General features: G+C 60.1%; 18 protein-coding genes. 15 read left to right on the top strand and 3 right to left on the bottom strand.

Annotated features, from left to right (window positions below; translation table 11 throughout):
- Position 1: 1 nt before the first annotated feature.
- The gene (locus tag I5L79_RS09965) at positions 2 to 457 is read right to left on the bottom strand and encodes a thioredoxin family protein (RefSeq protein WP_196954900.1); all 456 of its coding nucleotides are present in this window, start codon (positions 455 to 457) and stop codon (positions 2 to 4) included.
- A gap of 336 nt (positions 458 to 793) precedes the next feature.
- Here I5L79_RS09965 and I5L79_RS09960 point away from each other — a divergent pair, with 336 nt between their 5' ends.
- The 3 genes from I5L79_RS09960 (at position 794) to I5L79_RS09950 (ending at position 5580) form a co-directional block, all read left to right on the top strand.
- The gene (locus tag I5L79_RS09960) at positions 794 to 3088 is read left to right on the top strand and encodes a molybdopterin oxidoreductase family protein (protein WP_196954899.1); all 2295 of its coding nucleotides are present in this window, start codon (positions 794 to 796) and stop codon (positions 3086 to 3088) included.
- Between the two features lie 46 nt (positions 3089 to 3134).
- Positions 3135 to 3593: a molybdopterin oxidoreductase gene (locus tag I5L79_RS09955; RefSeq protein WP_196954898.1), complete on the top strand. Its 459-nt coding sequence runs from the start codon at positions 3135 to 3137 to the stop codon at positions 3591 to 3593.
- A gap of 88 nt (positions 3594 to 3681) precedes the next feature.
- Positions 3682 to 5580 carry a chloride channel protein gene (locus I5L79_RS09950; protein WP_231403031.1) on the top strand — a complete coding sequence of 633 codons (1899 nt, stop codon included), beginning with the start codon at positions 3682 to 3684 and terminating at the stop codon, positions 5578 to 5580.
- Between the two features lie 114 nt (positions 5581 to 5694).
- Here the strand turns inward: I5L79_RS09950 and treA are convergent, their stop codons facing one another.
- On the bottom strand, positions 5695 to 7293 hold the full coding sequence (treA, locus tag I5L79_RS09945; RefSeq protein ID WP_231403030.1) for an alpha,alpha-trehalase TreA: 1599 nt from the start codon (positions 7291 to 7293) through the stop codon (positions 5695 to 5697).
- Between the two features lie 406 nt (positions 7294 to 7699).
- The gene (locus I5L79_RS09940; protein ID WP_231403029.1) at positions 7700 to 9943 is read right to left on the bottom strand and encodes a glycoside hydrolase family 3 N-terminal domain-containing protein; all 2244 of its coding nucleotides are present in this window, start codon (positions 9941 to 9943) and stop codon (positions 7700 to 7702) included.
- Positions 9944 to 10006: 63 nt separating this feature from the next.
- On the opposite strand from I5L79_RS09940, the gene I5L79_RS09935 reads away from it, so the two are divergent.
- From I5L79_RS09935 to I5L79_RS09880, 12 genes are all read left to right on the top strand, one after another.
- Positions 10007 to 10387 (top strand): low molecular weight protein tyrosine phosphatase family protein, encoded by a 381-nt coding sequence (locus I5L79_RS09935; RefSeq protein WP_196954897.1) that lies wholly within the window; start codon positions 10007 to 10009, stop codon positions 10385 to 10387.
- Between the two features lie 420 nt (positions 10388 to 10807).
- A complete protein-coding gene (locus tag I5L79_RS09930; protein ID WP_231403028.1) occupies positions 10808 to 11326 on the top strand; it encodes a leucine-rich repeat domain-containing protein in 519 nt (172 codons plus the stop codon).
- 335 nt (positions 11327 to 11661) lie between these two features.
- The gene (locus tag I5L79_RS09925) at positions 11662 to 12234 is read left to right on the top strand and encodes an RNA polymerase sigma factor (RefSeq protein ID WP_317191374.1); all 573 of its coding nucleotides are present in this window, start codon (positions 11662 to 11664) and stop codon (positions 12232 to 12234) included.
- Complete coding sequence (locus I5L79_RS09920) at positions 12209 to 13141, top strand: HEAT repeat domain-containing protein (RefSeq protein ID WP_196954895.1); 933 nt, start codon at positions 12209 to 12211, stop codon at positions 13139 to 13141. The genes I5L79_RS09925 and I5L79_RS09920 overlap by 26 nt, the downstream gene beginning before the upstream one ends.
- Positions 13089 to 13958, top strand: coding sequence for a DUF4097 family beta strand repeat-containing protein (locus I5L79_RS09915; RefSeq protein WP_196954894.1), 870 nt, complete (start codon positions 13089 to 13091; stop codon positions 13956 to 13958). Before I5L79_RS09920 ends, I5L79_RS09915 begins: the two co-directional genes overlap by 53 nt.
- Complete coding sequence (locus tag I5L79_RS09910; RefSeq protein ID WP_196954893.1) at positions 13955 to 14782, top strand: DUF4097 family beta strand repeat-containing protein; 828 nt, start codon at positions 13955 to 13957, stop codon at positions 14780 to 14782. Before I5L79_RS09915 ends, I5L79_RS09910 begins: the two co-directional genes overlap by 4 nt.
- 363 nt (positions 14783 to 15145) lie before the next feature.
- Positions 15146 to 15694 (top strand): RNA polymerase sigma factor, encoded by a 549-nt coding sequence (locus tag I5L79_RS09905; protein WP_196954892.1) that lies wholly within the window; start codon positions 15146 to 15148, stop codon positions 15692 to 15694.
- 16 nt (positions 15695 to 15710) lie between these two features.
- Positions 15711 to 16547: a zf-HC2 domain-containing protein gene (locus I5L79_RS09900; RefSeq protein ID WP_196954891.1), complete on the top strand. Its 837-nt coding sequence runs from the start codon at positions 15711 to 15713 to the stop codon at positions 16545 to 16547.
- Positions 16548 to 16689: 142 nt separating this feature from the next.
- Positions 16690 to 17457, top strand: a complete 768-nt coding sequence (locus I5L79_RS09895; RefSeq protein WP_196954890.1) for a DUF4097 family beta strand repeat-containing protein — start codon at positions 16690 to 16692, stop codon at positions 17455 to 17457.
- Positions 17458 to 17513: 56 nt separating this feature from the next.
- Entirely contained in the window at positions 17514 to 18248 is a 735-nt protein-coding gene (locus I5L79_RS09890; protein WP_196954889.1) for a DUF4097 family beta strand repeat-containing protein, read from the top strand.
- Between the two features lie 127 nt (positions 18249 to 18375).
- Positions 18376 to 20934 (top strand): DUF5916 domain-containing protein, encoded by a 2559-nt coding sequence (locus I5L79_RS09885; protein WP_196954888.1) that lies wholly within the window; start codon positions 18376 to 18378, stop codon positions 20932 to 20934.
- A gap of 155 nt (positions 20935 to 21089) precedes the next feature.
- A complete protein-coding gene (locus I5L79_RS09880; RefSeq protein WP_196954887.1) occupies positions 21090 to 22031 on the top strand; it encodes a M90 family metallopeptidase in 942 nt (313 codons plus the stop codon).
- The last annotated feature ends 323 nt before the right edge of the window (positions 22032 to 22354 follow it).

Below are 22354 nucleotides of genomic sequence, written 5' to 3'. Positions count from 1 at the left end.
CTCAGCGCTTGGCCAGCAGCTGGTTCAGGTAGGCATCGTAGGCAGCGGGGCCGCCAGGCCGGTAGCCCGTTTTGGCCAGCACCTTGCCCTCGGGCGAAAGAAGCACCACCAGCGGGAAAGAGCCTTCTTTGTTGAGTTGGGCAGCGGCTTGCTCGTTTAACTTGGTTTGGGCGGCCGGCAGCTTGTTTTTCTTGCTGCGCGGGAAGTCGAAGCGGGCCAACACCAAGTTGTCTTTGGCAAACTGCTGAAACTCGGGTTGGTCGAACACCTCCTGCTTCAGCATGATGCAGGGCTTGCACCAGTCGGAGCCCGAGAAATCAACCAGGACGGGCTTATTGCTGGCCTTAGCCTGCTGCAGTGCCTGCGCCAAGTCGGTGTTCCAGCCCTCGGCTGGCGCCTGGGCTTGCACACCCACACAAGGCAACAACAGCAGCAGGAGAATGGAAAGAAAACGCATGAGGAGGAACTCTGGGTTAGATTAAAAACGGATTAAAACCATAAACCGTGCTACTCTACGCAGTGGCTGTCAAGAAGGTCCATCCCCAAGGAACTCTTGATAGGGCCTGTATTCTTCAGCACCCTCCACCTGATGTCCTTTATCTTTTGTAAACCGCTGTTTGCTTGTTCGATGTATATCTCAACTGCACTCTTCTAGTGCCTGGTGCAATTTGGAAACACTGATAAAAGATTAAAATCAAATTAAAATTTCAGCTGATTTCCGCAATCCTAACAAGTCTGGTTTCGTATCGGAGGGAGAACTACTCCCTTTTCGATTCACTTACCTGCACTGCTTATGTCGGAAACCCGTAACGCTATTCAGGATATTTGGGGGCCGCGCACGCCGTATCACGGAGCGTGGCCCGTACGCGAAGATGAACGGGTAACCGAAACGCCCGACCACTGGGTGCAGTCGGCCTGCGTGCTGTGCTCCAACGGCTGCGGCCTCGATATTGGCGTGAAAGATGGCCGCATAGTAGGCGTGCGGGGCCGCGTCAATGACCGGGTAAACCACGGCCGGCTGGGGCCCAAAGGGCTGCACGGCTGGGAAGCCAACCACAGTTCCGACCGCCTCACCAAACCCCTGATCCGGCGCAACGGGCAACTGGAAGAAGCCAGCTGGGACGAGGCCATGCGCCTGATTGTGGAACGCTCCCAAGAGCTGATCCGCCAGCACACAGCCAGCGCCATTGGCTTCTACACCTCCGGGCAGCTGTTTATTGAAGAGTATTACACCCTGGGCGTGCTGGGCAAAGCCGGCCTGGGCACCCCGCACATGGACGGCAACACCCGCCTGTGCACCGCCACGGCCGGCGCGGCCCTGAAGATTTCCTTTGGCACCGACGGGCAGCCCGGTTCTTACAACGACCTCAACACCACCGAGGCCGTGCTGCTGGTGGGCCACAACATGGCTTCCCAACAAACGGTGCTCTGGACGCGCATCCTCGACCGGCTGGCCGGCCCCAACCCGCCACAGCTGGTCGTTATTGACCCACGCCGCACCTACACCGCCGAAAAGGCCACCGTGCACCTAGCCCCACGCGCAGGCACCAACCTGGCCGTGCTCAATGGCCTGATCAACCTGCTCATCGAAGCTGACCAGATAGACCACGCCTTCATTAAGGCGCACACGGTGGGGTTTGCGGAGCTGCGTAAGACGGTGGAGAAATGGACGCCGGAGCGGGTGGAGCACCTCACGGGCGTACCAGCTGAAAAGCTACTGGCGGCGGCGCGCATCCTTGGCACCAGCAAAACCCTGGTTTCTACGGCCCTGCAGGGCGTGTACCAGTCGATGCAGGCCACAGCCGCGGCGGTCCAGATCAACAACATCCACCTTATACGGGGGCTTATTGGCACGCCCGGCAACGCCATTCTGCAAATGAACGGGCAGCCTACCTCCCAGAACACCCGCGAGTGCGGAGCTGACGGCGACCTACCGGGTTTCCGCAACTGGGACAACCCCGACCATATTGAGGAGCTGGCCCGGCTCTGGAACGTGCACCCCGACAAGATTCCGCACTGGGCGCCGCCCACGCACGCCATGCAAATCTGGCGCTACTGCGAAACGGGCTCCATCAAGCTGCTCTGGATTCAGGCTACCAACCCGGCCGTGAGCATGCCGGAGCTGGCGCGCATCCGGCGCATTCTGCAGCAAAAAGACCTGCTGGTGGTCGTGCAGGACGCCTTCCTGACGGAAACTGCGAAGCTGGCCGACGTGGTGCTGCCTACCGCTATCTGGGGCGAGAAAACGGGCACCTTCACCAACACCGACCGCACCGTCCATATTTCCTATCAGGCCATCAATCCGCCCGGGGAGGCCCGGGCCGACTTCGACATTTTCCTGGATTATGCACGGCGCATGGACTTCCGGGACAAGGACGGGCAGCCACTCATCAAGTGGAGCACGCCGGAAGAGGCCTTTGAAGCCTGGAAAGCCTGCAGCAAGGGCCGCCCCTGCGACTACTCAGGCTTGAGCTATGAGAAGCTCACTGGTGGCTCCGGCATCCAGTGGCCCTGCAACGAGCAACACCCCGATGGGACCGAGCATCTATACACCGACCATCAGTTCAACACCCACGCCGACTACTGCGAAACCTACGGCTACGATTTGGTAACGGGCGCCGAAAAGCAGCCCGAAGAATACAAGGCCAATGACCCGAAGGGCAATGCCATAATCCTGGCCGCCGATTACGAGCCGCCCCACGAAGAACCTGATGCAGAGTATCCGCTCTGGTTTACAACGGGCCGCATTGTTTACCACTTTCACACCCGCACCAAAACCGGCCGGGCCCGCGCCCTGCAGGAAGCGGCGCCGGAAGGCTTTGTGCAGCTCTCGGCCGAGGACGCGGCCCGCCACGGCATAGCGGCAGGCGACCTGGTGACGGTAGAGTCCCGGCGGGGAAAGGTAACCGAGCCGGCCCGCATCGGCGATATTGAGCCGGGGCTGGTGTTCATGCCCTTCCACTACGGCTACTGGGACCACGACGAACACGACAAGCGCGCCGCCAACGAATTAACCCTCACCGAATGGGACCCGGTCAGCAAGCAGCCGCACTTCAAGTATGCGGCCGTGCGCATTCGCAAAGCCTAGCCGCCGCACGCTCATCCTGTTTCCTTACTTAACGGCTTCTTCTACTATGCACCTCGGCAACTACCTTGGCCTACTCGACAACAGCGAAAAGCAAATCACAAAAGCTTTTGCGCAAGTAAGCCGGCACCATAAAGACGAGCCCGACATCGAGCAGATGTGCCAGAAGCTGTCGGCTTGGTCGCGGGAGCACCAGGGCAAGCTGGTGCCTTATCTGCAGCGCTACGCGGAGCAGCAGAGCACCGAGCCGGCCCGGCTAAAGCACGAGCTGTTCAGCGCCCCGCGCAGCGGCAGCCTCGGCCTCATCCGCGACCTGCACGATTTATGGCTCCTAACCCAGGAAGTGCAACTTAGCTGGACTGTCATTCAGCAAGCAGCCCTAGCCCTGCGCGACGAAGACCTTAAAGCCACCTGTGCGTTTTGCAGTGCGCGCACCAAGCGCCAGACTGACTGGCTGCTGGGCCGCATCAAGCAGGCAGCTCCCCAGGCTCTGGTAGTTGCAGACTAAGGCCTTTGCTCATCTGCTGCTCACTTCTCCTGTTTTTCTTTGTTACCCAAGTAAGCAGCTTACTGCCTGGTTATCTCACTCGCACTGAATGAAACATTCGTCCCCTGTTCACGCCGGCATTCCTATCTCTCCGTCGCTGGAGGCCACCCTCGCCAACGAAGGGGCGCCACCCCGCGTGGCGCCGGATAAGCGCCGCCTGATTCGGATTTCGCTGCTGGCCGTGCTTGTGGCCGTGACCATTAGTGGGGTAGCCCGCCTGCTGGTATCGTTGATTAACCTGGTGACCAACCTGGTTTTCTTCGGCGACGTGTCCGTCGCCTACCACTCTCCCGCCGAAAACCACCTGGGTTTATGGGTAGTCCTCATGCCAGCCCTGGGTGGGCTGGTGGTCAGCCTGATGGCTATTTATGGATCTAAAGCCATTCGGGGCCACGGCATTCCGGAGGCCATGGAGCAGATTCTCACCAACCAGAGCCGCATCAAGCCCTCTATCATGTACCTGAAGCCGGTGTCGGCGGCCATTTCCATTGGCACGGGCGGGCCGTTTGGGGCCGAGGGGCCGATTATTGCCACCGGCGGGGCCCTGGGCTCTACGCTGGGCCAGCTTATTCACATCACTCACCACGAACGAAAAGTGCTGCTGGCGGCCGGGGCTACGGCCGGCATGTCGGCTATTTTTGGTACGCCCATCGCGGCAGTGTTCTTGGCCATTGAACTGCTGCTGTTTGAGTTTTCTCCCCGCTCCTTGTTGCCCGTAGCCTTGGCCTGCATTACAGGGGCGGCAGGCCACCACTTGCTGTTTGAGCAGGGGCCGGTGTTCGAAATGCCCGAGTTGGCGGCTCCGAGCAATGTGGCGCTGGCTACGTACAGCGCTATCGGCTTGGTGGTGGGCCTGGCTTCGGTGGGCATCACCAAGCTAGTGTATTGGATTGAGGATGCCTTCGAGAAGCTGCCCATTCACTGGGCCTGGTGGCCGGCCTTGGGCGGCTTGGCCGTGGGCGGCATTGGCTATTTCGCCCCGCGCACCCTGGGCGTGGGCTATGAAAACATTTCGGCGGTGTTGTCGGGCACCGCTCCGCTGGCGCTGCTGCTGACGCTTTGCTTTCTTAAGTTTGCCTCCTGGGCTATTTCCCTGGGGAGCGGCACGTCGGGCGGCACGCTGGCCCCGCTGCTTACTATTGGCGGCGCTATGGGGGCGTTGCTTGGGGTGGCCATTCAGCATTTCTTACCAGCTTTGGACATTGCCTTGCCGCTGGCTGCGCTGGTGGGCATGGCGGCTATGTTTGCCGGAGCATCGCGGGCACTGCTCACGTCCATCGTGTTTGCGGTGGAATCTACCGGGCAGGCGCAGGCCATGCTGCCCCTGCTTGGCGCCTGCACCGGGGCCTACCTGGTGTCATTTCTGCTGATGGGCAACACCATCATGACCGAGAAAATAGCCCGCCGCGGCGTCAAAACTCCGGTCGACTACGAGCCGGATTTGCTGGACAAGGTGCCGGTAAGCCAGATTTTACAGAACGAACTGGTCACCATCAGCACCAACAACAGCATCGGGGAAGTGCGTGCCTGGACCGGCCGGGAACCTGCGCGCGTGGGCTCCCACCTGATTGTGGTGGATATGGATGGCACTTTTGCCGGCCTGCTCAGCACCGTGGCCCTCACCAGCTGGCAAGCCGACGAGCATGTGCCCATCAGCACCTTGCTGCAGCCCCAATCGACTAAGGCAACGGTACTTTCCACCGATACTCTGCGCACCGTGGTGGAACGCATGGCCCGCGAAAACGTGGATGTGCTACCCGTACTTCTGCCCGGTAAGGATGCCCGGGTTACGGGCGTAGTTTCCTACCGCGACATTTTGGCGGCCTATAACACCCGCCTGCAGGACCACGGCGACACGACCCCAAATATCCTGCTCAAGCGCAAAGGCCTACGCGTACTGCTCCGGGGCAAAACCCTGTTTCAATCATCTGGTCAGACTAACTCTTAGCCACGTTGCCGCCCGGAGCAGCGCGCAGGACCCACCGTCGGCATATGCTTGCTAACGGAAGTAGGTCCTGCGCGCTGCTCAGGATGGTAGTCGAAGGATGAAAGTTCTTCCACGCTATTTTCCAATACCAAGATCTTTGGGCCACAGTTGGTACTGGTTGAGCAACTTTAGCAGCACGCCGTTGGTCCAGCCGAAGCCGTCCTGGGTGGGGTACTCTCCGCCCCCGGCCGTAAGCTGGGTGTTTTCAACGTTGTATTTCTCCAGCAGCTTCCCGGTTTGCTGAAACACGCGCACGTTCAGCCCCACCCAGCGGGTAGCAATGGTGCGGGCCAGTTCCTGCTGCTTGTAGTGGTTCAGGCCTTCGATGGCCACGTACTGCAACGGAGCCCAGCCGTTGGGCGCGTCCCACTGCTGGTCGCTGTGGTTGAGCGTGGTTACTAAGCCGCCGTCTTTCAGAAAGTCGCGCTGCAAACCAGCCGCCACCTGGCGGGCCTCGCTGGTCGATGCTACTTGAAAGAACAGCGGAAATGCGCCGGCCAGGGTACGCAGGCGCATCGGTTGCCGGGCCACGAAATCATAATCCACAAACCAGCCCGCCGACTTATCCCAGCAGTAGCAGCGGATAGCCTTGCGCCGGGCCTGGGCTTTTTGCTCGAAGTTGCGGGCTAGGTTGGCCTGCCCTTGCTGGCGGTAGCCGCGGGCCAGGGTTTGCTCCAGCCCGTAGAGCAGGCAGTTCAAATCTACGGGCACAAGCTCCAGGGTGCGGATGGAAGCCAGGGTCTTCTCGTCGCGAAACCAGCGGGTGCTGAAGTCCCAGCCTGAAGCCGCGGCGGCGCGCACGTGGCGGTAGAATTCGGGCTTGGGCTGGGAGGTTTGGCGGGCGGTGGCTACGTCCTCGGCGTAGGATTCCTCGCGGGCATAATCACCGGCGTCGTAGTAGCGGTTGAGGATTTCGCCCGCGGGCAGGCGCACGGCGCAGCGGGTGGCGGTGCCGGGCTGAAGGGAGTCGGCGCCGGCCATCCAATATTGGTACTCGCGCAGCAGCTGGGGTTGGTAGCGTGGGCGCACGGTGTCGCCCTGGGTCTGGGCCAGCAATTCTACCATCAAGGCAAAAAACGGCGGTTGGGAGCGGGTAAGGTAGTACGTGCGGTTGCCGTTCGGGATGAAGCCCTGCCGGTTTATCAGACTGGCAAAGTTATCGACCATGCCGCGCAGTAAAGCCGTACGGCCACTTTCGCGCAAACCTAGCATGGTAAAGTACGAGTCCCAGTAGTACACTTCCCGGAAACGCCCGCCCGGCACTACGTATGGTTTGGGCAGCGGCAGCAGGGAGCCGTAGCGCCCTACTGAGTCCTGGGGCTGACGCTGGAGCACCGTCCAGAGGGTGTCGAGGTGGTGGCGCAGGCCGGCAGTTACGCGGCTTTGATAGCCGGCCGTGGGCGCGGCGGGCAACTCGAAGAACTGCGCTACAAACTGCTTCAACGAAAAGCCGGGCTGGTTTTTCTGCTGCTGAAAGGCAGCCTCAATTACGGCCGGCGCCGCTTTGGGGCGGGCATCCACGAACGTCTTGCTATCGGGAAACACGCCGCCGAGCTGTACCGCCTCGAAGACGGCGGGAAACAGCTGGCGGGGTGACGGCTGGGCCAAAGCACTCAGCGCGGTCAGGAGCAGCAAGGTGAGGAAAAGCGGGCGAATCGGCATAGAATGGTACATACTGGCGGCGGGCAGCGGCGGTTGGGAACGAAAGGAAATACCCGCCCGCACTGCTCCCTGACACATAATACTGCTCATTGACACCTAAGCAATACGTGCTGACATATGGGGCTGGCGTGAGTTTAGCGGAGCGTAACTCGTGCCCAGCTATGACGTGGAGGCGCAGCCTCCACTGCCGCGCCAGCGGCAAACCGGCGCTGCACCGGCCATGTGCAATGGAGTCGTGCTGTTGCGAAGCTCAGCCTCGCCCGATGGGGAGCACAAGTTACGTTCGCTAAACCCGCGCCAGGCGGCAGGCGGTTTCTTACGGAAGCGCCCGAAACGGACCGGACAACTCCGGGCGGTTTCGGGCGCTAATGGCACGACCGGCGGGTGGAGCAAGCCCCCGCCCCTACCGTGGGCTCAACTACTTCAGCAGCTCGAACTTGCTGTCCAGCCGGATATCATCCGAAGCGCTGCCGAGCATGAGGCGGAACTCGCCAGGCTCGGTGGTCCACTGCATCTCCTGGTTGTAGAACGACAGTTTCTCGGGAGTGATGGTGAAGGAGAGGGTCTTGGTTTCGCCGGGCTTGAGCTGCACTTTCTGGAAGTCCTTGAGCTCCTGGATGGGGCGCGTCACGCTGGCTACCATATCGCGCAGGTAAAGCTGCACTACTTCCTCCCCGGCGGTTTTGCCTGCGTTGGTGAGGGTGCAGGAAACCGTGAGCGACTGGCCTGCACCCAGCTGCGTGGAACTGAGCTTGAGGTTGCCGTAGGTGAACTTGGTGTAGCTCAGGCCGTGGCCGAAGGCGTACTGGGGCCGGTTGGTCTGGTCGATGTATGCTGATTTGTAGAGCACGTCCTTGTCCCCGCTCGAGGGGCGGCCGGTGCTTTTGGCGGCGTAGAAGATGGGCACCTGGCCCAGGCTGCGCGGAAACGTCATGGGCAGCTTGCCGGCGGGGTTGTAGTCACCGGTCAGCACGTCGGCAATGGCGTTGCCGGCCTCGGAGCCCAGCCACCAAGTGTAGAGGATGGCGGGCGCGTGCTCGGCCGTCCAGTTGAAGGTGAGCGGCCGGCCGGCCATCATCAGCACCACTACGGGCTTACCGGTGGCTACCACGGCTTTGATAAGAGCTTCCTGCTGGCCGGGCAGACCGATATCGGTACGGGACTTAGCCTCGCCGCTCATGTCGTAGGCTTCGCCCACGGCCATAACTACCACATCCGACTGCTGTGCGGTTTTCACTGCCTCCGCAAAGCCCGCCTGCGACTCGCCCTTGATGCCGCAGCCGCGGGCGTACTGAATATTGGCTTGCTTGCCGAACTTGTTTTGCAGCCCTTCCAGCACGCTCACGTAGCCGGTGGAGTCGTAGTTCACGGCCCAGAAGCCGGCGTGGTTGAGCTTGCTGGTGCCCAGCGGACCAATGATGGCAATGCGCTTGGTTTTCTTATCGAGCGGCAGCACGTTGCCTTCGTTTTTAAGCAGCACAATGGATTTGCGGGCCACGTCGCGGGCTATCTGCCGGTGCTCGGGCGCGCCTACCAGCTTTTTCTCGCGGGCCACGTCGCTGAAGCGGTTGGGGTTCTGGAACAGGCCCAGCTCAAACTTCTTGCGCAGAATGCGGCGCACGGCATCGTTTACCAGCTCCTCGGGCACCTGGCCGCTTTTCACCAGAGCGGGCAGGCTGTTCACGTAGGAGCGGCTTTCCATGTCCATGTCGGAGCCGGCCAGCATGGCGAGGCGGCCGGCGTCGGCATTGTCTTTGGCGAAGCCGTGGTTTACCATCTCCCCTATCGAGCCCCAGTCGCTCACCACAAAGCCCTGGAACTTCCACTGGCCTTTGAGGATGTCGCGCTGCAGGTAGCGGTTGCCGGTGGCCGGGATGCCGTCCAGCTCATTAAAGGAGTTCATGAACGTGGCCGCGCCGGCATCGAGGGCCGCTTTGAACGGGGGCAGATACACTTCCCAGAGCAGGCGGCGGCTCATGTCCACGGTGTGGTAGTCGCGGCCGGCCTGGGCGGCGCCGTAGCCCGCAAAGTGCTTGGCGCAGGCCAGCACGGCATCTGTAGCGCCTATTTTTTCGCCCTGGAAGCCCAGCACGCGGGCCCGGGCAATCTGGGAGCCAAGGTAAGGGTCTTCGCCGGCACCTTCCATCACGCGGCCCCAGCGCGGGTCACGGGCAATGTCCACCATGGGCGCAAACGTCCAGTGCTGGCCGGCAGCGGCAGCCTCCACGGCCGCAATGTGCGCCGACTGGCGGATGGCCGTCATGTCCCAGCTGGCGGCCTCACCCAAGGGTATGGGGAAGGTGGTCTGGTAGCCGTGGATGACGTCGAGGCCGAAAAGCAGCGGGATTTTCAGGCGCGACTTAAGGGCTTCGGCCTGCAGCTCGCGGGTGCGCTGGGCCCCGCGAATGTTGAGCATGGAGCCCACGCGGCCCGTGCGGATCTGCTCCAGCTTGGTGGGGTCGTTTACGGCGGGGCCCGTGACGGCGTCGCCGGTATATTGGTTGAGCTGGCCGGCTTTTTCCTCCAGCGTCATTAGCTGGAGCACGGAGTCAACCTTTTGTTCGAGGGTTTTGCGCTGGGCAAGCAGCGGCGTGGTGCTGCCTACTACAAGGCAGGCTCCCACCGTGGCAGTGGCCACGGCTTTGCAAAATGGACGGCGCATGATACGGCGTGTAGGAAATGGTGCAGGGGAGCAACACGAACTTACGGCATCTTTGCGAGACTTATGCCGACTTCCTCTCCTGCCGCCGCCAACTCCGCTGACTTTCAGCCCCAAAAATTGCTGTTCATCTGCAGCCAGAACCGCTGGCGCAGCCTCACTGCCGAGCGCCTCTTCGACCAGCACCCGCACTACGAGGCCCGCTCAGCCGGCACCGAGCCCGGAGCCCGGGTGCGCGTGACGGCCGGCCACCTGGGCTGGGCCGACGTGGTGTTGGTGATGGAGCGCAAGCACGCCGATATCCTCCGCCATAAGTTTGCCGATGCGCTAACCGGCAAGCGCATCATCACCCTCCGCATCCCCGACAAATTCCAGTTCATGGACCACATCCTCCAGGACTTGCTGCGAGAGCGGCTGCGCGAGCATCTGGGCGAGGATATTCTCTGACTATTTTTCGTCTGTTATGCTGAGCGGAGCCGAAGCATCTTGCGTGCTGAGTAATCTAAACATTTGATGGGCTAGGCCCTGATTCCGCTTGTTTCATTCATAGAAAACGCATAATGCAGCCTTTGAAGCGTAGTATTTATGCGGTGCAACTGAGCAACTGTATGCGTAATACCGAAAGGCATCTTCTAATAATTAAGAAATATGCATATTGACTCTAACTAGACGGAATCCAAAATATTAATATAAATCAGCATGCCTAAATCAAACACATTCAAAACTGCTTTATGTCTATTTACAAGCACAATAGCAATAACAGGCTGTAATCAGTCGGAACACACTGATGATTTCACCAACCTAAAAGCATTCGAATCGGAACTTGCACAGCTTAGTAGGCAACATCGTAAGGAAAGCCGTCCACCTATGCTGAATATTACTATTGAAGGAGGACATGTAACATCTATCAGTATTGATGGGCGTTGTGGAGGTCAAAAGTGCTTAAAACAACTTCCAAAATCGATTTACCAGTTTCATTATCTTACCGAATTCTCACTTGTAAGTACTTCCTTCGATCAGATTCCTGACTTAAGATCTTTCAGAAGTCTTAAGAAGGTCTCTATCGCATATAACATGTTTGAAGGCCCTGTCCACCTAAGAAACCTCCCACCATCAATAGAGTCTTTAGAACTCAGTCGTGACGGCATCAAGGAAGTGATAGTTGACGATTCTCTACCCCATTTATCTACGTTCAACTTAATTCAAAATCGGATGGAAGGCGGAATCAATCCAACTTTTTGTAAGCTGCCTAGCCTGAACTTTTTAGATATTTCCTCTGGCTGCTGTCTGTCTGAAGCGCAACAAACAGCAAGAGCTGACGCCGCAAAAAGGATTCTGTGCAACAAGAATATAGAGGTGTCAGCCAGTCGGAGTTTCGTTGACTGATTAGAGTTCATTAGCGAGGCTGTGCCGATTGATATCTATCATTGAGGGGCTCTGTCGCAAATCCTCTCGCGCCTCATGGCTCACACAGGGCAGACGCGTGTAGTAAAGCTGTGCCCCGAATTCGCCCGCGCCAGTTGCGCCTTGCCTACGACTTGCTAAAGCGCGCAGCACAGCTGTTTGAGCATGATGAGCATACAAGTCACTCGACGCAGCCGAGCGCCGACCTACCAACCGCAGCAGCCCTCCCCAAAAAATATTTTCTCATTCGGCGGTAACCTTCCCGAAAAGGCGCAGTTTCCACGTCCGAATTCGCCACCAACCTACCAGCCAACGCCTTGAACTCGCTTACCGACAACTCGCTCATGCTCCAGGTGAAGGCTGGCCAAGTGGAGAAGATGGGCCTGTTGTTTGAACGCTACCACCGGCCGTTGCTGGCGTTCTTCTACCACTCCAACGGCAACGCCACGGCTAGTGAAGACCTGGTGCAGAACGTGTTTTACCGCATGCTCAAGTACCGGCATACCTTCACCGGCGAGGGCGAGTTCCGGACCTGGATGTACCACCTAGCGCGCAACGTGCTGGCCGATGCCGCCAAGAAAAATAAGCCCTCGGCCCACCACCAGGACATTGCCGACTGGGCCGAGAAAATTGCGGGAGGCACGTCGGCCGACGCCCACCTGCAGCGCACCCAGGAAGAAGCGCAGCTCCACCTCGCGCTGGCCCGCCTCAGCCCCGACCAGCGCGAGGTACTGGTGCTGAGCCGCTTTCAGGAGTTGAAATACGAGCAGATAGCGCAGCTGCTCAACATCACGGAGGGGGCCGTAAAGGTGCGCGCGCACCGGGCCCTCTGCCAATTGAAGGACATCTATTTGCAAATGGATAATGGAAGCAAGATTCAGAAACTGTGAAGAAGTGCAGCAGGAGCTGATGAGCTGGCTGGCGGGCGAGTTGCCCGAAACAGACAAGCAAACCCTGGCCGCTCACCTGGCCCAGTGCCCCGACTGCCAGCACGAGCTGGAAGGCGTGCAGCAGCTCTGGACGGCTATGGGCAACCTGCCCGTGCCGGCGCCCAGCGAAGAGCTGCGGCCCAACTTCTACGCCATGCTGGCCGAGTTCAAGGCCGAGGAGCAACAACGGCAGCGCTGGTCGATGGCGGGGCTGCTGGAGCGGCTGCGCCAGTGGTGGCAGCCGGCCTTTGCCCAACGCCTGGCCTATAGCCTGGTACTGGTGCTGGCGGGCCTGGGCATCGGCTACGGGCTCAGAGGCCACGAAACTAGTGCTGGAGCTGAAGAGCCCCTTGCTCAGGTTTCAACGGAAAGCCCGGCTTCCACGGCCCGGCAGGTTGGGCTGATTTCGCGCCTCAACAACCCCTCGGCCGTGCAGCGCCTGCAGGCCGTGAGTGAGGCCGAGCAAGTTGCCCCTACCAACGAGCGAGTGCTGGCTGCCCTGCTCAGCACCCTCAACCAGGACCCCAACGTGAACGTGCGCCTCGCGACCCTGGACGCCCTGGGCAGCATGGCCGATGACCCTACCGTGCGCCAGGGGCTGGTTCGCTCCCTCACCTACCAGGAGTCCCCCCTGGTGCAGTCGGCGCTGGCCGATTTGATGGTGCAGCTGCAGGAGCGCCGCTCGGTGCGCCCCCTGCGCAAGCTGCTCCAACAAGACAACCTCAACGAGCAAGTGAAAACCAAAATCGAGCAAAGCATTCAGTCTTTGTCCCACGACCGCGCCCCCGCGGCCCCCTCAACCCCCTCGAACTCCAATGAAACCACACATTATAACTCTGCTACTCTGGACACTTCTGTGGCTGCCTAGCTGCTCACTGCAAGCCCAGAACCGTGAAGCCACGGAAAAAGTAAGCCGCGAATTCACCCTTTCCGGTGACGCCGGCCGCAGCACCCTAGCCCTCTACAACATCTTCGGCTCGGTGCGGGTGGAAGGCACCAGCGGCAACAAGGTGGTAGTGGAAGTCACCAAAACCCTGAAAGGCGACGACGCCACGGCCCTGGCCGAAGCCAAAAAAGACGTGCAGATAGGCTTTCTGCAGCGCAACGACAGCGTAGTGGTGTACCAACAGGGCCCCTTCGACTCGCGCCCCCGCCGCAACCAGCACTGGAGCAGCGACGAGCGGCACTACCAGTTCAGCCTCGACTTCACCGTGAAGGTACCCCGCGATATGAAAGTAACCGTGTCGACGGTGAACGGCGGCGAGGTGCGGGTGGAAAATGTGAACGGCCTGCTGCAAGCCAGCAATGTAAATGGCGGCATCAGCATCAAGAATGCCCGCGAGGTATCGAAAGCCCACACCGTGAACGGTCCGGTGGAAGTGGGCCTCACAGCAACGCCCACGGCAGCCGCGTCCTACAAGACCATCAACGGTGATATTACGGTGAGCTACCCGCCCACCGCCTCGGCTGACCTCTACTTCAAGAGCATGCACGGGGAAATGTACACCGACTTCCCGCAGACGGAAAACCTGCCTGCTCAAATCACCCAGAACACCGAGCGTGAAGGCGCCGGCACCAAATACAAACTTCGCAAGGAAACGGCCGTGCGGCTGGGCAAAGGCGGACCCAACATTCGCCTGGAAACCCTGAACGGCGACGTGACTATCAAACAGCAAACTCGATGAACCAGCTAGTATTTCGCATTCTTTTCGCTCTAACCGCCCTCTTTTGGCTAAGCCCGGCCCAGGCCCAGCAGACCAGCAAGGAGCAGATGACGGTGGCCTTGAGCTCCCCGGGTAAGCCCGGTACCCTCCACCTCAAGCTGGTGGGCGGAGGCATCAAAGTAATGGGCTACGCCGGCAAGGAAGTGGTTATTGAAGTAGCCACGCGGGGCGGGCGGCGCGAGTCGGCCGGCAACGAAAATTCCTCGGGCATGCGCCGCATTTCGCAGGCCCAAGGCCTTGACGTAACGGCCCAGGAGCGCGACAATCAAGTGTACGTAAAAACCCAGTCCTGGCAAAACCCGGTGGACTTCGTCATCAAAGTGCCCCGTCAGTTTTCCCTGAAGCTGGCTACCGTGCAGAATGGCGACATTGTGGTGGACAACGTGGAAGGCGAGCTGGAAATATCCAACGTAAACGGCTCCATCCGCCTGAATGACGTGGCTGGCTCGGCGGTGCTGAACACGGTGAACGGCGAGGTCATTGCCGACTTCAAGCAGATAACGGCGGGCGCGCCCATGGCCTTTTCCACCATCAATGGCAAGGTAGACGTGACGCTGCCGGCCCGGGCCAACGTGTCGGTGAAGCTCAAGTCCGACCACGGCGACATCTACAGCGACTTTGATCTGAGCGTGGACAGCAACCCCGCTAAAGTGACGCGCACGGCCAAAGACGGCACCTACCGCGTAGCCCAGGACACCTGGACCTACGGCAAAATCAACAGCGGCGGCCCCGAGTTCATGATGAAAACCCTGAACGGCGACATCTACATCCGCCGGGCAAAATAACCCTTCTCTGCGCTCAGCCCAGTGGTGCCCCGGTGGGTAGCTGTGGTGAGTGACTCCCACCAGCCGGCCGGGCTGGGCGCAGCAGAACGGCCCTTGATGCCGCCAAATCGAAAAGCCAGCGGCTTTCCTTCCCGGGAGAGCCGCTGGCTTTTCTCGTTTTAGGCGCTTTTCAGGAGCTGTCATCCTGAGCGCAGCGAAGGACCTTAACACGTCAGAACAAGTCGTTCAAGCTTGATAAGATCATTCGCTGCGCTCAGGATGACAGGTCGTGTTTTCTCCCCTTCAAAAAAATATTTTACACCCCCTGTAACGAATGGGCTTACGGCCGGTACTCCTTGCACAACCCTCCTACACCCTTTCTCCGTGACTACCGCCCGCCCGAGCGACGAAGACCTGATGGCTGCTGTAAAGGCCGACGACCTCGACCAGCTCGTGCCCTTGTTTGAGCGTTACCACGGCCTCTTGTTCAACTACCTCTACCGCCTCTGCAACGACCGGGAAACCAGTGAAGACCTGGCCCAAAGCGTGTTTGAGCGGGTGCTGAAATACCGTGCCAGCTACCAGCACGGCCAGCCTTTCAAAGCTTGGGTGTTTCAGATGGCCCGCAACGCCTACGCCGACCATTGGCACCGCCAGGAAAAACTGCGCACGGCTGATGTGGAAGAAGTGGAGCGCCACGGCGGCCTACGCGGCGCAGCGTTTTCCCAGATGCGCGTCAACCACCACCACGACGACCTCCACGAAGCCCTGGCCCAACTACCTACCAACCAGCGCGAAATCCTTTTGCTCAACCGTTTCCAGGGCTTTGGCTACGACGAAATAGGCCAGCTCCTGGGCTGCACCGCCGAAGCCGCCCGCGTGAAAGCCCACCGCGCCCTGCAGGCCCTGCGCAAAGTGTATTTCTCCGACTAGCAACTCTCCACCACCCATGCATACCTTCACTTCCTGCGACGACTTCGAAGCCCTGCTGCCGGCCTACGCCGATGGTAGCCTGCCGACCGCTGAGACCGAGCAAGTAACGGCCCACCTTGCCGCTTGTCCTACCTGTCAGCTTCACCTTCGCCAGCTCCGGACGCTCAGCAACGAGCTGGGTGCGGCTCTGCCCGAAGTACCCCGCACGGCTATGCGCACCAACTTTCTGGCCATGCTGGAAAAACAAAAGGCGTTGCTCACCCCAGCGGCAGCGGCAGCCCCAACTCCTGCCCGGGTTGTACCGCTTTGGGCTGCGGCAGTAGCCAGCCAGTGGCTGCGCGTAGCGGCCGCCGTGCTGCTGGTGGCCGGCGGAATGCTACTGGGCCGCAACCTACCCAGTCGCTCCGGGCAAAGTGCCGAGGTAGCCGCCAATGCACCCGACAGCCCTGCTCCAGCTCAGCAGCTGGCCGCCAACCTGGCCGGCACTGCCCCCCGCCCTGCTTCCGCCAGTGACCGGATTCAGTTGGTAACGGCTTCGGGTGAGGAGCTAACGCCCGGCGACCCCACCGTGCAGGTGCTCATCAACACCCTCAACTTTGACGCCAACCCCAACGTGCGCATTGCGGCCTGCGAAGCCCTGTTCCGCCTGCGTGCCGACCCGCGCGTAGCGGAAGCCTTTGTGCACTCCTTGCCTATCCAGACGGACCCGAACGTGCAGATTACGCTCATAGAATTTATGGTGGCCCTGCGCGACCCCCGGGCCGTGCCCCCGCTCCAGCGCCTGGCCCGCCGCAAAGATGCCTTGCCTGTCGTGCGCGACCAGGCCCAGGCCGGCCTCGGCAAACTGATTTAACCACGTACGCGGGGCGGTTTAGTTGACTTCTCCCCTGCTGCTTCCTTTTCCCTCTTTCCTCAATCCTCAGGCAGCCCCCTGGTTTATCGGAACGTGCGAGTCCGGCGGGCTGCTCCTTGCCCTCATTTTCCAACAAGCTCTTATGAAAAAGCCCCTGATTCTCACCTTTTGCGGCCTACTGGCCGCCACCATTTCCCTGCACGCCCAGGAGTATAAAACCAAACTCAGCAAAGACCGGAAAGTCATCATCGACATGCAGGGCTCCGACGTGACCGTTGAGGGCTACGATGGCAACGAACTAGTGATTCGCGGCAACGGCTTTGAGCCGGCACCCAAGCGGGCCGAGGGCCTGAAAGCCGTGTACAATACGGCCGTCGACAACACCAACCTTGGCATTGCGGTGACCGAGCAGGACAACACGGTGCGCATTGCCCGAGCTTCCCGCAAGGAAGCTACCTACGTGATTCGGGTGCCGCGCGCTACAGCCGTGCAATACAACCAAACCAACTGGAACGGCGGCGACCTGCAAATCCGGGACCTGAACGGAGACCTAGAAGTGAACATGAAAACCGGGGACGTAAAGCTGCTGAACGTGGCTGGCCCGGTGGTGGCCAACAGCGTGAGCGGCGACATTACGGTGCGCTACGCCACGATGCGGTCCGGCCCTAGCTCTATTTCGGCCGTGAGCGGCGACGTGGACGTGACCATGCCCCCCGCCAGCAAAGCTACCCTACAGCTGCGCTCCATCTCGGGTGAAATCTACACCGACTTCGACATCGCCCTGCCCAAATCTTCCGACGACCTGAACCACGTGGGCGGCCAGGTAGTGAACGGCACCGTGAACGGCGGCGGCACACCGGTTTCGCTTAAATCAGTGAGCGGCGACATCTATGTGCGCAAGGCCAAGTAAGCCCGGCGCTACCCGTCAAACAGCCTCTAACCCACCAACCTCAACTCCTACTCATCATGTCCCGGTTTCTATTTCTGCTCCTGCTTTGCCTGACGGCCGGTTTCTGCCAGCCCGCTCAGGCCCAGAAAATTATTGAGAAATCCGTAGCCCTAAACTCAGGCCAACGGGTGTTCCTCAACCTCAAGCACGCCACCAACATCCGTATTCGGGCGGGAGCGGCTGGCAAAATGTCCCTGAAAGCCGCCGTCGATATCAACCAGAACCGGCTGAACGACGCCCTGCAACTCACCCAGGACCAATCTGCGGAGGAAGTGCGCTTCAACTCCGAACTGGACATGGCTATGCTGCGCAACGCCCAGTCCGGCGACTGCCCAGATGGCGGCACGCAATGGGGCGACAACTACGTAGGCCGCAAGAAAGGCACCGATGGCTCCGACGAAAACACCGGCTACCGGGTGTGCCTGAACGTGGAATATGACATTACCGTTCCGGCTGGCGTAACGCTGTGCGTGAAAACCATCAGCGGCAATATTGATATCCAGGGCCTCTCCGGCGCTATCGAAGCCAAGTCTATCAGCGGCTTCGTGGACGTGACCTGGGCCGCTTCCTCGGCGGAGCTGGCGCTGAAAACTATTACCGGCGAAGTATACACCGACCAAGACGTGGCCTTCAGCAACCGCAAGGATAACCCTATAGCAGGCTATCAGTTACGCGGCAACTTGGGCAGCAATGGCCCCCTCGTTCAGCTCGAATCCATCAGCAGCGACATTTATTTTCGCCGGCGCAAGTAACCATTTCCCGAAGCGAGAGTTTCCACGCCCGATCAGCTTAACACCCTGATTGGCTGGCTGGCTACGGCCTGCAGCCGCTGCCCTCTTTCTTCGTCAATACCCGCTGCCTCCACAACCTTTCTGCGCTATGAAAACCTGTACTATTCTCCTCCTTGCCCTGGCGCTGCTGGGGCTCGAGGCACCCCGGGCTATTGCCCAAACCGCCCCTCCCAGCCCCACCGCTTCGGCTCCGGTGGCCACCCCCAAGCGCCAGCTGCAGGCCGTGCGCATCAGCGAAGCCATCAAGCTGGATGGGGTGCTCGATGAAGCCCTGTGGCAGCAGGCCCCGGTGGCTACCGACTTCATCCAGAACCGGCCCAAGCCCGGCCCCCACGAGCAGCACCCCACCGAGGTGCGCATTCTCTACGATGATGCGGCTATCTATGTGGGTGCCATTATGCACGATGTGGCGCCCGACTCCATCAAGCGGGAGCTGTCGGCCCGCGACAACCTGCCCAACACCGATTTCTTCGGTATCTTCCTCGACACGTACCACGATAAGCTCAACGGCTATGGCTTTATCGTGACGGCGGGCGGGGTGCAGGCCGATGCGCGCTACTCCCCGGCCAGCGGCGAGGACTTTGCCTGGAACGCCGTGTGGGACGCCCGCACCGCCCAGCGCGGCACCGACTGGGTGGCCGAAATGCGGATTCCCTACTCCGCTATCCGCTTCAGCACGGCCGAGGTGCAGCAGTGGGGCCTGCAGTTTATGCGCCGACGCCAGGCTCTGCGCCAGGATTTTTTCTGGAGTGAGGTGAAGCCCGAAGTGGACGGTTTCGTGAACCAGTGGGGCGAGCTGACCGGGCTGAAGGGCCTGAAGCCCCCGCTGCGCCTCTCGCTCACGCCCTATATCTCGGGTTACGTGAACCACAACCCCCTGAACGCCGAAGGCACGCGCCGCACCACCACGAGCTTTAACGGGGGCGCGGATGTGAAGTGGGGCATCAACGAAAGCTTCACGCTGGATGCCACGCTGGTGCCGGACTTTGGGCAGGTACAGAGCGACAACCAGGTGCTCAACCTCTCCCCCTTCGAAGTGCAGTTTCAGGAAAACCGCCAGTTCTTCACCGAAGGCACGGAGCTCTTCAACAAGGGCAACCTGTTCTACTCCCGCCGCGTGGGCGCTACCCCCATCGGGTTCTACGGCGTGGGGCTGGCTGATAACGAAAAGATAGTGCGCAACCCGGCCGAAACCCGCCTGCTGAACGCCACCAAGATTTCGGGGCGCACCAGCAAGGGCCTGGGCATCGGGCTGTTCAACGCCCTCAGCAACGATGTGTACGCCACCGTACGCAACACCGAAACCGGCGAGGAGCGGGAAGTACTGACGCAACCCTTCTCAAACTACAACATTGCGGTGCTGGACCAAAGCCTGAAAAACAACTCCTACGTGTCGCTCATTAATACCAACGTGACGCGCTGGGGCAGCACCTACGACGCCAACGTGACGGGCGGGCTGTTCCGGTTTGCCAATAAGAAGAACTCCTACGCCGTAGATGGCAGTATCGTGTACTCGCGCCGGCGCGGCAACCAGTTTGGTTCAGATGAGGCCATTGACGATCAGAACGGCTTCAAGTATACGGTGGGCGTGGGCAAGATCAGCGGCAACTTCACCTGGGGCTTCAACCACCGCATCGAGTCGGACCACTACAACCCCAACGACCTGGGCATTCTGTTCGGCAACAACAACATCACCCAGAGCGCCTACGCCAACTACCGCATCTTCAAGCCCTTCTGGAAGGTGAACAACATGAACTTCTACTCGGAAGTGGGTCACCAGCTGCTGTACCGGCCGACGCTCTTCCAGAACATGTACTTCTACAATGGCTTCAACACCACGTTTACCAAGAACTTCCTGCAGGTGGGCTACGACTTCATGCACACGCCCGTGTCGCATGACTTTTTCGAGCCCCGCACCTTCCCGCTGGGCGACTACTACGTGCGGGTGCCGGCCAACACCGACTGGATTGGCTTCCTGAACTCCGACACGCGCAAACGGCTGTCGGTGGGCGTGAATGCCGGGGCTACCTACTACGCCGAGGATGAGCGCCTGGCCCGCAACCGCCCCCGCCGCCTGCGCTACCGGGCCGGGTTCTACCCACGCTTTCGCGTCAACGACCATCTAACTTTCCGCTACAGCCTCGACTGGAGCCTGCAGCGCAACCAGATTGGCTACGTGAACGGGGGACTAAGCACCGACGAATACCTGGACTTGCCCTTCCAGGGGCAGATTCTGCTGGGCCGCCGCAACGTGGCTACCGTCACGAATGTGGCCCAGGTGGCTTATACCTTCACCAACCGCATGTCGTTTACCCTACGCCTGCGCCACTACACCAGCAACGTGCGCTACCAGGATTTTACGGTACTGAAAGAAGACGGTCAGGAATTCCTGGCCGACTACCGCCGCAACCGCGACAACACTTACAACGCCTTCAACGTGGACGCGGTGTACTCGTGGTGGTTTGCGCCCGGTTCCCAGGTGAACATCGTCTGGAAAAACGCCGGCAATACCGAGTTGCTGGCTGAGCGAGCCACGCCCCAATACTTCGACAACTTCAACAACACCATCAACACCCCCCACAACAACTCCCTTTCGGTGAAGGTGCTCTACTACCTCGACTACCTGACTTTGCGCCGGCGCCGGTAACGAAAAAAGAATCTATACCAGTTGTCATCCTGAGCGCAGGGAAGGATCTGAGGAATAGTACCCAGATCCTTCCCTGCGCTCAGGATGACAACTGCTACAGCCGTTCAGCAAAAAACCATCCAACCATAGAACCATTCCCTCCGTTAAGGGCGGCCATGCAATACCTGATTTTCGCGGCCTTCGTGGCGGTGGTTGTTTTGCTGTTTTACCGCTACGCCACGCGGGAAGCCCGCACCAAAGAGGCCGCTCTGGCCGAGGAGTTCCCGGCCGCCTGGCGCCAGGTACTCACCGAGCGGGTGGCCTTCTACCTTTCTCTTTCCGAAGCCGACAAGCCCCGATTCGAGAAACGCATCCAGGTGTTTCTGGCCCAGACGCGCGTGACGGGCATCCAGACCGACATCGACGACGTGACGCGGGTGCTGGTGGCGGCTTCGGCCATTATCCCAGTGTTCGGCTTTCCCGACTGGGAGTACGGCAACCTGAGCGAGGTGCTGGTGGTGCCCGATGCCTGGCAGGAAAAGCAGGACCCCAACAAGGAGCACGCCCCGCTGGCCGGCACCCTACTGGGGTCGGTGCGCAACTTCCAGACTTCCCACTACATGCACCTGTCCAAGGCTTCCCTGGAGCAGGGCTTCAAGGATTCGCTGGACCGCCAGAACGTGGGTATCCACGAGTTTGCCCACCTGCTGGATGAGGCTGACGGCGTGATTGACGGGGTGCCGGCCCTCACCTTCCCGGCGGCCCTGCGCCCCGAGTGGGAAGCCGTGATGGCGCGCGAAATAGCCGCCATCCGGGTCGGCAACTCCGAAATCAATGACTACGCGGGCACCAACGAGGCGGAGTTCTTTGCTGTGGTGACGGAGTACTTCTTTGAGAAGCCCGAGAAGCTGCAGCAAGAGCACCCTGAGCTCTACGGCCTCCTGCTGCTCGCCTTCCGCCAGAACCCCAGGAGCCGTTTCCTGCAGTGGGCCACCGACCCGCGCGAGTGGCTCAAGCGCCTTCGCTCCCGGAAGAAGTTCGGTCGCAACGACCCCTGCCCCTGCGGCAGCGGCAAAAAGTACAAGGAGTGCCACTTGCTGGAGCAGCAAGTGGCGTAAAAGACTCCGTCTTTTGTAGAAAAACCCTGGCTCTTCGAAGAGCCAGGGTTTTTCTATGCCGATGCGCACCACTTCTACGCCCGTTCACACCGCTTCTACGCCCGTTCATACCACTTCTGCAAGGCGTCTCACCGTTTCTACATGCCTTCACACCGTTTCTATGGGTCGTCACACCGCTTCTATGCATCTTCCCACCGTTTCTACGAGGCTTCACACCACTTCTACATGCCTTCACACCGCTTCTATGCTCTCACCCATTGGTGAGCGAAGCTACGGAACGCCGAACCAGGCAAAATCTTGCGGATACGTACCTTAGCGGTCCA

The sequence above is a fragment of the Hymenobacter guriensis genome (assembly GCF_015773195.1).
Lineage (GTDB): Bacteria > Bacteroidota > Bacteroidia > Cytophagales > Hymenobacteraceae > Hymenobacter > Hymenobacter guriensis.
This window is presented reverse-complemented; position numbering and strand designations above follow the sequence as displayed.

Excerpts from the sequence above, each read along its gene's own strand:
- treA (WP_231403030.1), bottom strand. The coding sequence starts at position 7,293 with ATGTACCATTCTATGCCGATTCGCCCGCTTTTCCTCACCTTGCTGCTC.
- I5L79_RS09880 (WP_196954887.1), top strand. The coding sequence starts at position 21,090 with ATGCAATACCTGATTTTCGCGGCCTTCGTGGCGGTGGTTGTTTTGCTG.
- I5L79_RS09890 (WP_196954889.1), top strand. The coding sequence starts at position 17,514 with ATGTCCCGGTTTCTATTTCTGCTCCTGCTTTGCCTGACGGCCGGTTTC.
- I5L79_RS09960 (WP_196954899.1), top strand. The coding sequence starts at position 794 with ATGTCGGAAACCCGTAACGCTATTCAGGATATTTGGGGGCCGCGCACG.
- I5L79_RS09895 (WP_196954890.1), top strand. The coding sequence starts at position 16,690 with ATGAAAAAGCCCCTGATTCTCACCTTTTGCGGCCTACTGGCCGCCACC.
- I5L79_RS09930 (WP_231403028.1), top strand. The coding sequence starts at position 10,808 with ATGCTGAATATTACTATTGAAGGAGGACATGTAACATCTATCAGTATT.
- I5L79_RS09935 (WP_196954897.1), top strand. The coding sequence starts at position 10,007 with ATGCCGACTTCCTCTCCTGCCGCCGCCAACTCCGCTGACTTTCAGCCC.
- I5L79_RS09950 (WP_231403031.1), top strand. The coding sequence starts at position 3,682 with ATGAAACATTCGTCCCCTGTTCACGCCGGCATTCCTATCTCTCCGTCG.
- I5L79_RS09915 (WP_196954894.1), top strand. The coding sequence starts at position 13,089 with ATGAAACCACACATTATAACTCTGCTACTCTGGACACTTCTGTGGCTG.
- I5L79_RS09910 (WP_196954893.1), top strand. The coding sequence starts at position 13,955 with ATGAACCAGCTAGTATTTCGCATTCTTTTCGCTCTAACCGCCCTCTTT.
- I5L79_RS09920 (WP_196954895.1), top strand. The coding sequence starts at position 12,209 with ATGGAAGCAAGATTCAGAAACTGTGAAGAAGTGCAGCAGGAGCTGATG.
- I5L79_RS09885 (WP_196954888.1), top strand. The coding sequence starts at position 18,376 with ATGAAAACCTGTACTATTCTCCTCCTTGCCCTGGCGCTGCTGGGGCTC.
- I5L79_RS09900 (WP_196954891.1), top strand. The coding sequence starts at position 15,711 with ATGCATACCTTCACTTCCTGCGACGACTTCGAAGCCCTGCTGCCGGCC.
- I5L79_RS09955 (WP_196954898.1), top strand. The coding sequence starts at position 3,135 with ATGCACCTCGGCAACTACCTTGGCCTACTCGACAACAGCGAAAAGCAA.
- I5L79_RS09965 (WP_196954900.1), bottom strand. The coding sequence starts at position 457 with ATGCGTTTTCTTTCCATTCTCCTGCTGCTGTTGTTGCCTTGTGTGGGT.
- I5L79_RS09940 (WP_231403029.1), bottom strand. The coding sequence starts at position 9,943 with ATGCGCCGTCCATTTTGCAAAGCCGTGGCCACTGCCACGGTGGGAGCC.